Annotated in this window: 14 protein-coding genes; 10 read left to right on the forward strand and 4 right to left on the reverse strand. The window is 73.0% G+C overall.

The genetic code is table 11. The annotated features are described in order from the left end of the window. Positions 1-57: 57 nt before the first annotated feature. Positions 58-396: a hypothetical protein gene (locus tag CLV35_RS20420; RefSeq protein ID WP_147431906.1), complete on the reverse strand. Its 339-nt coding sequence runs from the start codon at positions 394-396 to the stop codon at positions 58-60. 631 nt (positions 397-1,027) lie between these two features. On the opposite strand from CLV35_RS20420, the gene CLV35_RS07720 reads away from it, so the two are divergent. Both CLV35_RS07720 and CLV35_RS07725 read left to right on the forward strand, forming a co-directional pair. After that, entirely contained in the window at positions 1,028-1,531 is a 504-nt protein-coding gene (locus CLV35_RS07720) for an AAA family ATPase (protein ID WP_231121584.1), read from the forward strand. Positions 1,532-1,678: 147 nt separating this feature from the next. After that, entirely contained in the window at positions 1,679-3,136 is a 1,458-nt protein-coding gene (locus CLV35_RS07725; RefSeq protein ID WP_121192852.1) for an outer membrane protein assembly factor BamB family protein, read from the forward strand. Between the two features lie 115 nt (positions 3,137-3,251). On the opposite strand, the gene CLV35_RS07730 is transcribed toward CLV35_RS07725, so the two are convergent. Beyond that, on the reverse strand, positions 3,252-4,433 hold the full coding sequence (locus CLV35_RS07730; RefSeq protein WP_121192853.1) for an epoxide hydrolase family protein: 1,182 nt from the start codon (positions 4,431-4,433) through the stop codon (positions 3,252-3,254). A 117-nt stretch (positions 4,434-4,550) separates the two neighbouring features. Between CLV35_RS07730 and CLV35_RS07735 the strand changes: the two genes are divergently transcribed. After that, complete coding sequence (locus tag CLV35_RS07735; RefSeq protein WP_121193013.1) at positions 4,551-5,117, forward strand: TetR/AcrR family transcriptional regulator; 567 nt, start codon at positions 4,551-4,553, stop codon at positions 5,115-5,117. Positions 5,118-5,167: 50 nt separating this feature from the next. On the opposite strand, the gene CLV35_RS07740 is transcribed toward CLV35_RS07735, so the two are convergent. After that, entirely contained in the window at positions 5,168-5,797 is a 630-nt protein-coding gene (locus CLV35_RS07740; RefSeq protein ID WP_121192854.1) for a LysE family transporter, read from the reverse strand. Between the two features lie 149 nt (positions 5,798-5,946). Next, a complete protein-coding gene (locus CLV35_RS07745; protein WP_121192855.1) occupies positions 5,947-6,591 on the reverse strand; it encodes a LysE family translocator in 645 nt (214 codons plus the stop codon). Positions 6,592-6,734: 143 nt separating this feature from the next. Between CLV35_RS07745 and CLV35_RS07750 the strand changes: the two genes are divergently transcribed. From CLV35_RS07750 to CLV35_RS07780, 7 genes are all read left to right on the forward strand, one after another. After that, positions 6,735-7,631 (forward strand): aminoglycoside phosphotransferase family protein, encoded by an 897-nt coding sequence (locus CLV35_RS07750; protein WP_183061865.1) that lies wholly within the window; start codon positions 6,735-6,737, stop codon positions 7,629-7,631. Positions 7,632-7,715: 84 nt separating this feature from the next. Next, positions 7,716-9,185 (forward strand): glucoamylase family protein, encoded by a 1,470-nt coding sequence (locus tag CLV35_RS07755; protein ID WP_231121585.1) that lies wholly within the window; start codon positions 7,716-7,718, stop codon positions 9,183-9,185. A 42-nt stretch (positions 9,186-9,227) separates the two neighbouring features. Beyond that, positions 9,228-10,847, forward strand: a complete 1,620-nt coding sequence (locus tag CLV35_RS07760; protein ID WP_121192858.1) for an ATP-binding SpoIIE family protein phosphatase — start codon at positions 9,228-9,230, stop codon at positions 10,845-10,847. Positions 10,848-11,014: 167 nt separating this feature from the next. Then, entirely contained in the window at positions 11,015-11,896 is an 882-nt protein-coding gene (locus tag CLV35_RS07765) for a ParA family protein (RefSeq protein WP_407938196.1), read from the forward strand. Continuing rightward, a complete protein-coding gene (locus tag CLV35_RS07770) occupies positions 11,881-12,714 on the forward strand; it encodes a segregation and condensation protein A (RefSeq protein ID WP_121192859.1) in 834 nt (277 codons plus the stop codon). The genes CLV35_RS07765 and CLV35_RS07770 overlap by 16 nt, the downstream gene beginning before the upstream one ends. Then, positions 12,711-13,319: an SMC-Scp complex subunit ScpB gene (gene scpB, locus CLV35_RS07775; protein ID WP_121192860.1), complete on the forward strand. Its 609-nt coding sequence runs from the start codon at positions 12,711-12,713 to the stop codon at positions 13,317-13,319. Before CLV35_RS07770 ends, scpB begins: the two co-directional genes overlap by 4 nt. Before the next feature lie 23 nt (positions 13,320-13,342). Continuing rightward, entirely contained in the window at positions 13,343-14,212 is an 870-nt protein-coding gene (locus tag CLV35_RS07780; protein WP_231121586.1) for a pseudouridine synthase, read from the forward strand. Positions 14,213-14,228 lie beyond the last annotated feature (16 nt).

The following is a 14,228-nucleotide window of genomic DNA, read 5'->3' on the forward strand; positions in this document are numbered from 1 at the left end:
CACCAGAAGAGGCTCGCGGGTACGTCGAGCCTCGCGAGGGATGGCACGCACGCCAGCTCAGTCTTCGGCAGCGGGAACGTCCGGCCACGCGGCGCACAGCCCTGACACACGTACGCGGGTGGGCGGGTAGATGCTCTCCCGCGGGCCGCCCGTGACCGGGCGCACCGCCGCTCCCACCACCATGAGCGGCCAGGTCCCGATGACGGCCTGCGGAGCCTCGAGCACCTCGTAGCCGGGGTGACTCTGCTTCCACGTCGTCATCCAGGTCGCGTCGGGCGAGAAGGCCGCGCGCCTGGCCCAGGCCTCCGGCTCGAGGGGTTCACCTGCTGGTCCGCACCCGACCGGGACAGTGGCGACCAGATCGGAGCCGCCGAGAGGGTCGCGGACCCAGGTCACGTCGCCCACGTAGCTGACTGCCCGCAGAGGGCTCGTTGCATCCTTGCCGGCCGGACCCTGCGGCCCGGCCGCACCCGCTGGGCCCGGAGCCCCTGCGGGCCCCGCCTCACCGCGAGGCCCCGGCACGCCAGCCAGCCCCGCTGCGCCGGTCGCTCCCGGTGGCCCTTGCGGTCCTGGCTCACCGGCGACGACGCTGCTCGGCGCCCCGACCGCGGTCAAGGTGGCTCCCCTGGGGCACGTAGCCCGTACCGGAGCGGTGAGGACGTGCGACTTCACCTGCACGCAGACACTGGACAGCCGTGGCGTCCTCGTGGCGGCCGACGCGGTGAGGCCCACCGCTGTGCTGCCCACGACGAGGCCGGCCACGAGGAGGGGGCCCCTGAGGATTCGGCGCATGCGGTGAGTGGAACACGGCAGCAGTGGCGATCCGTGCGGTTCCACCGGACGTGGTGAGTGATGTGCCTGACACATCTCCGGCCGCAGTTCCGTCGGCCGGACGTTCCTCGGCTCGTGACCAGCGCTGCGCGCAGGAGGCGCTGCTGTACCGGGCAGACACCGGTCAGCCAGGCCTTGGTCCTGAGCACGCTCGGTCTGGCCGCGACATCGCGCCCGGGCGGCGGAAGGTGGAGCTGTGACTCCGACCGCCCGCACCCCCGTCGTGCTCATGTGCGGCATCGCTGGCTCCGGCAAGTCGACCTGTGCCCGACGCCTGGAGTCCCGTGGCTACGTGCGTCTCTCGATCGACGAGGAGGTGTGGCAGCGCTTCGGTCGCTACGGGCTCGACTACGAACCCGACGCGTACGAGGAGCTCAGTGAGGCAGCGCGACGCACCCTGGACCAACGCCTCTCCTCGCTGGTGGCCGAGGGTCGGCCCGTCGTCGTGGACTCCAGCCTCTGGCAGCGCGCGCGCAGGGACGAGGTCAAGCGCATCGTCGAGACGGCGGGCGGTACCTGGCGGCTGATCTACCTCCAGGCGGACGAGGAGCTGCTGCGAGAGCGGCTGCGCCGGCGAGCCGAGCGGTTCGACGCCGATGCCGCGTTCCCCATCACCGACGAGCTGCTCGCTCGGTTCCTCGCTGTGTTCGAGGTGCCCTCCGACGAAGGCGAGGAAGTGGTCGTCGTGCGTGACGACTGATGCATGGACCTGCAACCGCCGCCGTCAGCGGCACGATCGCGCGCCCGACCGCTCGGCGGCGACGTGCGACTCTCGCACGGGGTCGGCGCTCTGCCAGGTCGCTGCTCCGGCAGGCAGCAGTCAGGCTTCTGGGGTGACACTGGCGGCATGAGACGTGGCAGTGCTCGACCAGCCCTCGTCGCCGTGGCGCTGGCAGCCGCCCTGGCTGCCTGCTCCTCCTCCGGCGGCGCGGGCGACGACGGGGCAGCGGCGCCGGTACCCAGCGCGCCGGCCTCAGCGACGTCGGTGGCGCGGAGCGCAGCACCTGCTCCGTCGAGCCCGCGGGCCACCGCCGCCGCAGGACGCACCGCCGTCGCGGACTGGCCGACCTACCACGGCGATCCGCAGCGCACGGGCGTCGGGCCTGCCACGCCGCGCGCCGGCGCCCACCCGCGGGCGGTCCACGCCGTACGCCTCGACGGGCAGGTCTACGCCTCACCGATCGCTTTCGGAGCGACGATCGTCGTCGCCACGGAGGCGAACAGGGTCTACGCGCTCGACAGCGACGGACGGCAGCAGTGGCGCGCGAGGCTGGGACGTCCCGCGTCGCGCGGCGAGCTCCCCTGCGGCAACATCGACCCGCTCGGGATCACGGGCACGCCGGTCTACGACGCCGCGACCTCCGCGGTGCTCGTGGCGGTCGAGCTGGGCTCGCCCGTCCGCCACGAGCTCGTGTCGCTCGACGCGGCGACCGGTCGCGTGCGCTGGCGGCACACCCTCGACCTGCCCGGCGTCGAGACGCGCGCCATGCAGCAGCGCGGCGCGCTGACCTTGTCCGGCGGGCGGGTGTGGGTGCCGTTCGGCGGCCTCGCCGGGGACTGCGGCGGCTACAAGGGCCGGGTCGTCGGCATCCGGCTCGACGGCACGGGCGCCCCGGTCTCCTACACGGTGCCCACCGGGCGCGAGGGCGGCATCTGGACCCCGCCCGGACCGAGCGTGGACGCGGCCGGGCACCTCTACGTCGCGGTCGGCAACGGGGAGTCCGGCCGCGGTGACGCCTACGACTTCAGCGACTCGGTGCTCGAGCTGGACACCTCGGCCCGACTGCTGGACTCCTACTCGCCCAGCACGTGGGCGAGCGACAATGCGGCCGACCTCGACCTGGGGTCGCAGGGACCGGCCCTGGTCGGCACGCGGTGGGTCTTCAGCGCAGGCAAGTCGGGCACCGCGTACGTGCTGCGGCAGGGCCGGCTCGGCGGCATCGGTGGCGAGGTGAGCCACGCCTCTGTCTGCCGGTCGTTCGGCGGTACGGCCGTGGTCGGCTCCGTCGTCTACGTGCCGTGCACGGACGGCGTGCGCGCGGTGGCGATCTCCCCGACCGGGCGGATGGCCGTGCGCTGGCACGCCGAGGAGTCCGTCAGTGGATCTCCTGTCGTCGCGTACGGACGGGTCTGGTCGCTGGACACGGACGCCGGGCTGCTGCACGCCTTGGACCCCGCGACCGGGCGCACCACCGCGTCAGTACGCGTCGGTGACGTCACTCGCTTCGCGACACCCGCGGTGCACGCCGGGCTGCTGCTCGTGCCGACGACGACCGGTCTGACGGTCGTGAGCGCAACCGGCTGAAGGCCCTCGCGTACGCCCCGTTCCCGGTCCAGCGGCTACCGGACTCGTCGATCGTGGTCCGCTCGGTAGTGGCGCCCGGAGGCCCGAGCGCGTGAGTGCAGCCCGAGAGCCTTGCTCAGCGGGGTCCGAGGAAGCTGGGGCGCAGGGTCCTGAGGCCCGTGCGGATCTCGTCGGTCATGATCTGCGGCTGCTCGAGGGCGGCGAAGTGCCCACCTCTGGCTGCTTCGCCGTAGTGGATGAGGTCGGTGCAGGTGTCCTCGATCCAGGTCCGCGGGAGGCGGGGGACGTCTCGTGGGAACACCGTGACGGCGACGGGCAGGGTGAGGACGGGGCCCGTGAAGCTGCTGGACTTGTTCTCCCAGTAGATCCGCGCGGAGGACGCGGCCGTGTTGGTGAACCAGTAGAGCGAGATCATGTCCAGGATGGTGTCGGTGCTCACGACGTCCTCGGCAAGGCCCTGGTTGTCGGTCTTGGACTGGAGCTTGTCGTAGATCCAGGCCGCCTGTCCCACGGGGGAGTCGGCGAGTGCGAACCCCACGGTCTGCGGCTTGGTCGCCTGCAGGTGGTTGGCCCCGCCCATGTCCCCGGTGTAGACGGCGAGACTGTCCACGGCGTAGCGCTCCTCGTCCGACAGCGAGGTGGGGGTCGTGGCGGGGAAGGCGAACTGGCTGTTCAGGTGGACGCCGAGCAGCCCGTCGGGGCGCAGGGCTGCCAGCGCGGTGGTGACCGCCCCGCCCCAGTCACCGCCCTGCGCGGTCCACCGCTCGTAGCCGAGCCGGCGCATCAGCTCGACCCATGCGGACGCGATGCGAGCGACGCTCCACCCCGGCTCGTGAGGCTTGCCGGAGAAGCCGAAGCCGGGCAGCGAGGGGATGACGACGTCGAAGGAGTCCGCGGCGTCCCCGCCGTGGGCCTCCGGGTCGGTCAGCGGGCCGACCAGCTGGAGGAACTCGATGATCGACCCGGGCCACCCGTGAGTCAGGATGAGGGGCAGCGCTCCAGGGTTCTTCGACTTCACGTGGATGACGTGGATGTCGAGCCCGTCGATGGTGGTGAGGAACTGGGGCAGCCTGTTGAGCTCGGACTCGAACCGGCGCCAGTCGTAGTCGTTCGCCCATCGCTCGACCAGCGAGCGCAGGTGGCTCGAGCGGACGCCCTGCGACCAGTCGTCGACCGTCTCGTCGGACGGCCAGCGCGTGAGGGCCAGCCGCGTCGTGAGGTCGGCGAGGGCATCGTCCGGGACGGCGACGGCGAAGGGGCGGAGCTCTGTCGAGGGAGTGGCGGCGGGTCCGGTCACGGTGTGCCTCCTGAGATGTGCCGGCGAAGTTGCACAGCAGTGTGCAACCTACGCTCTTTGCACACTGGTGTGCAACACTGGCGGAATGAGCGCTACCAGCCCCTCCCGCAGGCCGGTATGAGCGGCAACCGGGAGCGCATCCTCGAGGTCGCGCTCGTCGTCCTGGGCCACGATCCCGATGCAGGCATGGGCGAGGTCGCCGCCGCCGCCGGGGTGGTCCGCCGCACGGTCTACGGGCACTTCCCCTCCCGGGCAGAGCTCGTGCAGGCCCTCACCAGGCGGGCGGTGACCGAGATCGCCGTCGTCCTCGACGAGGTCGATGCCCCTGATCGGCCGGCAGACGCCGTCTGGGCGCAGTTCATCGCTCGCCTGTGGCCGCTGGTCCACCGGTACCGCGTCCTGGTGGCGCTCCGGCGCGGCGAGCACGCCAAGGAGATCCACGCCCTGCTCGGACCCGTTGAAGACCTGCTGACAGCGTTGGTGGCCCGCGGCCAGTCCGACGGGAGGTTCGGCCGGCACCTGAGCGCGCCCATCCTCGCGCGGCTGGCCTGGGGAGCCGTGTTCGCGATGGCGGACGACCTCGCGGAGGACACCTCCGCCGTCGGTCCGGTGTCGATGGCCAGCCTGCTCCTCCTCGGTGTCCCCCACGACCGAGCCGAGGCCCTCGCCGAGAGCACGCGCTGAGGAGGGACGACGACGTGCGGATCGGCGGCGGAACGTGTCGTCTTCGGCTGCTACCCCAGCACCAGTCGAGCGGCGAGGACCAGCATCACGGCGGCGGACACCACCGCGGTCGCCACACGCGCCCGCACGCCGGTCACCGCCGCTCCCGCCGCGCAGCCGGCGCCGGCGAGGACCGCCTGCCAGCTCGCGGATGCCAGGCCGGTCGCGAGCACGAACGCCGCTGCGTCCGCGACACCGGCTCCGTCGCGGGTGCGCAGTCCCACTGCCACGGCCGCGAACGACACCATGGTGAGGGGGTTCGCCAGCGTGGCTGCGAGCAGCAGGACGTACGCCGTGCCCGCTGCCTCGACGCGCTCCGGTCGATGGTCGGTCGATGCCGCGGACCGCACCGCCGAGCGCAGGGCACCGAGCGCGAGCAGCAGCAGGACCGACACCGAGAGCCAGGTGAGCGGTGCAGCCACGGCAGCGAGCACCGTCGCGAGCGACGTGCCGCCGAGGACGGCCACCGCGGCGTACGCCGTGTCCGCCGTCGCCACGCCGAGCCCGGCGGCCAGTCCGACTCGCCAGGACGTGCGCGCGGACAGAGCGACGACGTACGCGCCGACCGGTCCGAGCGGCACGGCCACCGCGTAGCCGGCGAGGAGGCCGGCCAGTGCGGCGTCGGCGACACCGGCGCTCATGACCGGAGCGGATGGCACCTCCGGCGGGCGCCCGCCTGCTGCGTCGACGTGGACGCGTCGACGTGCAGCGGGGACGGCGTGCGGGTGGTCATGCGGTCCAGGGTGCTGGGACGGACCCGGCTGGACAAGTGGATTCCACCGGCGGAGCCCTAGGCGGGAGCCGGGCGTGAGGTGTCGGCGGCCAGTCGCACAGCGATCGCTCCGAGCAGGGTGCCGGTGACCCAGCGCTGCAGCCGGAGCCAGGCGGGCCGGCGGGCGAGGAACAGCGCGATGGTGCCGGCAGCGACGACGAGCACCGAGTTGACGGCCAGGCTGACGCAGATCTGCACTCCGCCGAGCACGAATCCCTGCAGCACCAGGTGTCCGGCGTCGACGTCGACGAACTGGGGGATCAGCGAGGCGTACATCAGCGCCGCCTTGGGGTTGAGCAGGTTCGTGGTGAGCCCCATGACGAACAGCCGGCGGGGGGAGTCGGGCGTCAGCTCGAGCGGGGCGAAGACCGAGACGCCGCCGGGCCGCACTGCCTTCCACGCCAGCCACGCGAGGTACGCGGCGCCCGCCAGCTTCACCGACACGTACAGCTCCGGCACGGCGGAGAACACGGCCGACAGGCCGAAGGACGCTGCCGCCAGGTAGGCGAGGAAGCCGACGGCGACGCCGCCGAGCGAGACGAACCCGGCCCGGCGGCCTTGGCTCACGCTGCGCGAGACGAGGTACATCATGTTCGGCCCCGGCGTCAGGACCATGCCCAGTGCCACCGCTGCGACTCCGAGGACGCTTCCCCGACCGACCATGCCCGCTCTCCCGCCGCTGCGTGTGAGTGCCCATCGCAGCGGAGCGCCTCGAGGTCCGCAACCGCATATCGCAGCGGGCGCCCCGGCCACGGCGACGGGAACCCAGTTGCGCGCACACCGGCGGTTCTGCGTCCATGGTCTGGATGGACGAGCTGAGGGGCGACGGGCGCGCCGGCATCACTTCGGCTCTGGTCCGGGAGCTCGTCGCCGAGCAGGCGCCGCAGTGGGCGGACCTCCCGGTCCGTCCCGTCGCAGCGGACGGATGGGACAACAGGACCTACCGGCTGGGCGACGAGCTGAGCGTCCGCCTACCCACGGCGCCTGGCTACGTCCCGGCGATCGCCAAGGAGGACCGCTGGCTGCCGGTGCTCGGGCCGCACCTCCCGGTGCCGGTGCCGCAACCGGTGTTCACGGGCGCGCCCGGCGCCGGGTTCCCCCATCCGTGGTCGGTGCGGCGCTGGCTGAGCGGAGAGCCCGCCTCCACCGCGGGGATCGCCGACCCGGTGCGCCTCGCGACGGAGGTCGGTGAGTTCCTGCTCGCGCTGCAGGACGTCGACGCGACCGGCGGCCCGGTCGCGGGGGAGCACAGCTTCTACCGCGGTGCTCCACCCTCCGCCTACGACGAGCAGACCAGGCAACACCTCCACGTCCTCGACAACCGCCGGGAGCGGGACCTCGCGCGGGCGGTGTGGGACGAGGCGGTCGCGGCGGCGCCGTCTGCTCCACCGGTGTGGTTCCACGGTGACGTCGCTGTCGGCAACCTGCTCGTGCGCGACGGCTCGCTCGTCGCCGTCATCGACTTCGGCACCTCGGGCGTCGGCGACCCTGCCTGCGACCTGGTGCTGGCGTGGACCTCGCTGGGAGGGCCCGGTCGCAGACGGTTCGCGGAGGTGGTCGGCGGCGACGAGCAGCTGTGGGCCCGCGCCCGCGGCTGGGCGCTGTGGAAGGAGCTCATCACCATCCCGGGCAGCCGGACACCGGAGGTGCACCGGCGCATCGTCCGGGACGTGCTCGCCGATCCCGTGGTGGGCCGTTCCTGAGCTACGTCTGCGGTGCCGTCGAGCGCCGCGCCCTTGACCCGAGCGCCACCCCAGGGCCAGGCTCGGCCCCGGAGAGGGGCAACGATGCGTCGGATCCGTAGGTGTGCCGTCCTGGCCGTGGTCTCGGTGCTGCTGGCGACGCTGACGGCGGCCGGCCCAGCCAGCCCGGGGGACGAGGGCGACGCCCAGCTGCGGCAGTACGCCGTCGACACCTGGGCGTCCTTCGTCGCGATGACCGACCCCGCGAGCGGCCTTCCCGCCGACAGCCTGTCACCGGACGGCTCGACCAGCGTCCAGACCTCGACGACCAACATCGGCGCCTACCTGTGGAGCGCCGTGGTCGCCCGGCGGCTGCGGATCATCAGCGAGCGCGAGCTCGAGACGCGCGTGGCCCGGACCCTCACCACGCTCGAGCACATGGAGCGCCACACGCCCAGCGGGCAGTTCTACAACTGGTACGACCAGCGCAGCGGCGCGAAGCTCACCGTCTGGCCGCCGACGGGGGAACCGCTGACCCCGATCCTGTCCTCCGTCGACAACGGCTGGCTGGCGGCCGGGCTGCGGGTCGTCAAGGGCTACGTGCGCCCGCTCGCCGCCCGGGCCGACGCGCTCTACCGCAGCATGGACTTCGGCTTCTACTACCAGCCCGACGTCAACCGGATCCTGTTCAACTACGCCCCGAGCGAGGGCACCGGACCCTGCTGCTACGACACGGTGGTCAGCGAGAGCCGGATCGCGAGCTACATCGGCATCGCCAACGGCCAGCTCCCGCAGAAGGAGTACTTCGGCACCTGGCGCACGTTCCCGGCGGGCTGCGACTACTCCTTCCAGGAGCAGCGGCCGGTCGGCGTCACGCGGACCTACCTCGGCGTACCGGTCTTCGAAGGCGCCTACACCTACGCCGGCCGAGGGATCGTCCCCAGCTGGGGCGGCAGCGCCTTCGAGGCGCTGATGCCCTCGCTGTTCGTGCCCGAGGAGAAGTGGGGCCGCCAGAGCTGGGCGCAGAACCTGCCCAACACCGTCGCCGCGCAGGAGCACCACGGCCTGGTCGAGGCCGGCTACGGCTACTGGGGCTTCTCGCCCTCGGACGACCCGGCCGGCGGCTACCAGGCCTACGGCGTCGACGGCGCCGGCATGCAGCCCGACGGCTACCCCTCGAACGACGACCACACGCTCGTCGACGGCGGGTACGCCGGCTGCCCCGGCCGCCCCGCACTGCCGGCACCAGCGCCCTCCGCCTACACCCACGGCGTCGTCACGCCGCACGCGTCGTTCCTCGGGCTGCGCTTCGACCGGGCCGGCGTGCTCGACAACCTGGCGAAGCTGCGCCGCGACTTCCCGGTCTACTCGCGCTGGGGGTTCGCGGACTCGGTCGACGTGCAGACGGGCACGGTGGCGGCCGGCTGGCTCTCCCTCGACCAGGGCATCGTGATGGCCGCCATCGGCAACGAGCTCGGCAACGACGTGCTCCGCCGCGCGTTCGGCGGGCCCGACATGACCTCGCGCGTGAAGCCGGTGCTCGCGATGGAGCAGTTCGGCATCCCGCGGCGGTGACGGTTGTGGTTGCACAGAGTGTGCTTGGGGTAACACAGCGGGGTGACCACGACCGACGAGGCCGCTCGGCTGAAGGCGCTCGCCGACTACGTCGACCTCGAGGCGCCCGCGGCCCCGGAGCTGGAGGCGGTGGTGCGCCTCGCGGCCGCGGTGTCCGGTGCCCCGATGGCGACCGTCAACCTCATCGACGAGCACCTCCAGCGCCAGCTGGTCACCCACGGCTTCCCCCGCGAGGACTGCTCCCGCGAGGACTCGATGTGCTTCACGACCCTGCGCATCGGCCGCTTCGTCAACACCGCCGACGCCTCGCAGGACGCGCGCTTCGCCAGCGGCCCGTTCGTCGACGGCCGCCTCGGGCAGGTGCGTGGCTACGCGGCGGCGCCGCTCGAGACCCCCGAGGGCCACCTGCTCGGGACCTTGTGCGCGTTCGGCCCCGAACCGCGTGAGCTGGACCAGGCGCAGGCCGCCGCGCTGCAGGACCTCGCCCAGGTCGTCGTCGCGCTGTTCGACCGCGAGCGCCAGGCGCGGGCAGCGGCCCAGCTCACCGCACGGGTCGAGCAGGCGCGCTACACCGCTGAGGCGTCGCGCGCGCTGCAGGAGACGTTGCTGCCCCAGCAGGTCAGCGGCACCGACCGGGTCGTCGTCGCGACCCGCTACATGCCGGGCACCGACGGCGCGGAGGTCGGCGGCGACTGGTACGACGTGGTGCGTACCCCCGACTCCGTCGTCCTGGTCATCGGCGACGTCCAGGGGCACAGCTCGCGCGCCGCGGCGCTCATGGGCCAGGTGCGCACCGCGGTGCGCGCCTACGTCAGCGAGGGCCACTCGCCCGACGCCGCGCTCGAGCGCACGAACGCGCTGATGGTCGCCCTCGGCACCGAGCTGTTCGCGACCTGCGCACTCGTCGCGCTCGACGAGGCGACCGGCTGGGTGACGGCCGCGAGCGCGGGCCACCCCGAGCCCCTGGCGCTGCGCAGCGACGGCCGCGTCGGCGCGCTGGAGGTCGAGCCGGGGCCGCCGCTCGGCGTCGCGCCCGACGCCGCGTTCCCGGCCAGTCGGCACCGCTTCACCACGCGTACGCGCCTGGTCCTCTACACCGACGGCGTCGTGGAGTCGCGCCGCTCCGACGCCGACGGGGCGGCGCTGCTCGAGGCGCGGCTGCGCCGCTCGGGGGCGGCGGGCCCTGAGGAGGTCGCCGACGCGCTCGTCGGACCCGTCGCCGCAGGGCTCAGCGACGACGCGGCGCTGCTGGTCGTCGACTACGCGGGCGTCCCCTCGCAGGTCAAGGAGGCGCACCTCGAGCTGGCGCCCGACATGCGCTCGGTGGGTGAGGCGCGCGACTACCTCCGCACCACCCTCGACGCGTGGGAGATCCCGCAGGACGTGGAGGACTCCGCTGAGCTCATCGTCAGCGAGCTGGTGACCAACGCGCTGCTCCATACAGGAGCGCCGGCGGTGCTGGTGCTGCGCTACGACACCGGCGGAGAGCTGCTCGCCCTCGGGGTGGAGGACACCTCCACCCGGCACCCGCAGCCGCGCGAGCTCAGCGACGACTCGCTGACCGGGCGCGGGATGTTCATCGTCGAAGCCCTCGCCGAGCGCTGGTGGGTCGCGCCCGCCGGCGACGGCAAGACCGTCTGGGCCGACCTCGCGGTCGTGTGACCGCCAGGTGACGGGCGGGTGGCGGGCGGCGTTGCCGGGCGTCGGACCGACCGCGTAGGGTCCGCAGGACACTCGGTGGCGACACTGCGTCTTGCGCAGGGAGGTGGGGCGTCGTGGCACGGCTCCGGCACGAGCAGCCCTCGCTGCTGCCCGGCGGCGACGAGGCCCTGCTCGACCTGCGCACCGCGCGCCCCGGCTCGACCGGCCCGCGACCCCGCAAGGAGCGGGCGGCGATCCCGACGTTCCCGGACCCGCCGCCGCTGGCCTCCCACGGCCCGGCGAAGGTGATCTCGATGTGCAACCAGAAGGGCGGGGTCGGCAAGACGACCTCGACCATCAACCTGGGCGCCGCACTGGCCGAGCTCGGGCGCAAGGTGCTGCTCGTCGACTTCGACCCGCAGGGCGCGCTGACCGTCGGGCTCGGCGTCGACGCCTACGACCTCGACCGCTCGGTCAACGACGTGCTGCTCGACCGCTCGGTGACCATCGAGGACGTCCTGGTCAAGACCAACGTGCCGCTGCTGCACCTCGTGCCGGCCAACATCGACCTGTCCGGTGCCGAGGTGGCCCTGGTGACCGAGGTCGGCCGCGAGCAGGTCCTCGCCAACGCGATCGACGAGGTCGTCGACGACTACGACGTCGTGCTCATCGACTGCCAGCCCTCGCTCGGCCTGCTCACCGTCAACGCGCTGACCGCCAGCGACAGCGTGATGATCCCGCTCGAGTGCGAGTACTTCGCGCTGCGCGGCGTGGCGCTGCTCGTCGAGACCGTGACCAAGGTGCGCGACCGGCTCAACCCCGACCTCGAGATCGAGGGCATCCTCGCGACGATGTACGACGCGCGCACCACCCACAGCCGCGAGGTGCTGGCGCGGCTGGTCGAGGCGTTCGGCGAGAAGGTGTTCCAGACGGTCATCACCCGCACCGTCCGCTTCCCCGAGACCACCGTCGCGGGCGAGCCCATCACCTCCTACGCGTCGACCTCGGCCGGCGCCGAGGCCTACCGCCAGCTCGCCCGCGAGATGATCAGCCGGTGGCCGACCGGGTGACGGCCGAGGCACCTGCGCCCCCCGGCCCGTTCTCCGTCCGCCTGGAGAACTTCGAGGGGCCCTTCGACCTGCTGCTGCAGCTGATCAGCAAGCACCAGCTCGACGTCACCGAGGTCGCGATCTCGAAGGTCACCGACGACTTCATCGCCCACATCCGCGCGCTCGGTCCCGGCTGGGACCTCGACCAGGCCTCGGAGTTCCTCCTCGTCGCAGCGACGCTGCTCGACCTCAAGGCCGCCCGGCTGCTGCCCAGCGCAGAGGTCGAGGACGAGGAGGACCTCGCGCTGCTCGAGGCGCGCGACCTGCTCTTCGCCCGGCTGCTGCAGTACCGCGCCTACAAGGAGGTCGCCGGCGAGCTCGCACGGCGCATGGCGGCCGAGTCGCTGATGCACCCCCGCAGCGTCTCGCTCGAGCCGGCGTTCGCCGGGCTGCTGCCCGAGGTGGTGCTCGGGCTCGGGCCCGAGGCGTTCGCCGCGCTGGCCGCCCGCGCCCTCGCGCCCAAGCCGGTGCCGACGGTCGGCGTCGCCCACGTGCACGCGCCGATGGTCAGCGTGCGCGAGCAGGCCGAGATCATCGTCGAGCGCGTGCGCGCCGCCGGGTCGCTGACCTTCCGCGCGCTGGTCGGCGACACCGACGAGACCCTGGTCGTCGTCGGCCGCTTCCTCGCCCTGCTCGAGCTCTTCCGCGACGGCAGCGTCGCCTTCGAGCAGGTCAGCGCGCTCGGCGAGCTGCACGTGCGCTGGACCGGGGGAGCGGCGCCCGTCGCGGTCGCCGGGTCCGACTTCGACGAACCGCCCGCACCGGAGGACCCCGCATGACCGAGACGCACACCGAGCCTGCGGCCGAGGCTCAGGCTGGACTCGAGGTCGAGACCCAGCTGGCCGCGCTGCCCGCCGTGCCGCTGCGCCCGGCGCTCGAGGCGGTGCTCCTCGTCGCCGACGAGCCGGTGGCGGCGACCGTGCTGGCCCAGCTGGTCGAGGCGCCCACCGCCGAGGTCGAGGCGGCGCTCCACGAGCTCGCAGCCGACTACGTCGAGCAGGGCCGCGGCTTCGAGCTGCGCGACGTCGCCGGCGGCTGGCGGTTCTACACCTCGCCGGCCTGCGCCGCCGTGGTCGAGCGCTACGTGCTCGACGGCCAGCAGGCCCGCCTCACGCAGGCAGCGATGGAGACGCTCTCGGTCGTCGCCTACCGCCAGCCGGTCACCCGCGGGCGGGTGTCCGCGGTCCGCGGCGTGAACTGCGACGGCGTGATGCGTACCCTCGTAGCGCGCGGGCTGGTCGAGGAGGCCGGCTCGGAGGACTCCGGAGCGACGCTCTACCGGACCACAACGTACTTCCTCGAGCGGCTGGGCCTCCAGTCGCTCGACGACCTGCCGCCGCTCGCGCCCTACTTGCCTGAGCTCGACGCGTTCGACGAAGGCTGACCCTGAAGCAGAGGTTGAGACACGTGGTGGACAGACGACGCACGAGCCCGGCGAGCGCCGAGGGCGAGCGCCTGCAGAAGGTCCTGGCAGCCGCCGGGCTGGGCTCGCGGCGTGCCTGCGAGGTGCTGATCGAGCAGGGCCGCGTCGAGGTCGACGGCGCGCGGGTGCGCGAGCAGGGGATGCGGGTCGACCCGGAGACCGCGGTCATCCTCGTCGACGGCCGGCGCATCAACGCCGCCCCCGGCAAGGAGTACCTCGCGCTGCACAAGCCCGAGGGCTTCGTCAGCGCCATGTCCGACCCTGAGGGCCGCCCCACGCTGCTCGACCTCGTCGGCGAGCAGAAGCGGCTCTTCCACGTCGGCCGGCTCGACATCGGCACCGAGGGCCTGCTGATCATGACCAACGACGGCGACCTCGCCCACATGCTCGCCCACCCGTCGTTCGGCGTGCAGAAGACCTACCTCGCCGAGGTCCCCGGCCCGGTGCCGCGCGGCATCGGAAAGCGGCTCAAGGAGGGTGTGCAGCTCGACGACGGCGTCGTCAAGGTCGACAGCTTCCGCCTGGTGACCGCGAGCACGAACCGCGCGATGGTGGAGGTCGTCGTGCACGAGGGCCGCAAGCACGTCGTGCGACGCCTGCTCGAGGCCGTCGACCTGCCCGTGCAGCGGCTGATCCGCACGAAGTTCGGGCCGATCTCGCTCGGCGACCAGCGACCCGGCAAGGTGCGCCCGCTCAACCAGAAGGAGATCGGCGAGCTGTTCGCCGCCGTCGGTGCCGAGCGGAAGCCCGACCCGGACCAAGCGCAGCAGTGGACTGACGAGCCGGCGCTGACCACGACCGTGACGGCTGCCGACCTCGGCTACTCGGACTCGCCCGACGACTCCGAGGACTGAGCTCGCACGACCGCTC

The organism is Motilibacter peucedani (genome assembly GCF_003634695.1).
GTDB classification, from domain to species: Bacteria; Actinomycetota; Actinomycetes; order Motilibacterales; family Motilibacteraceae; genus Motilibacter; species Motilibacter peucedani.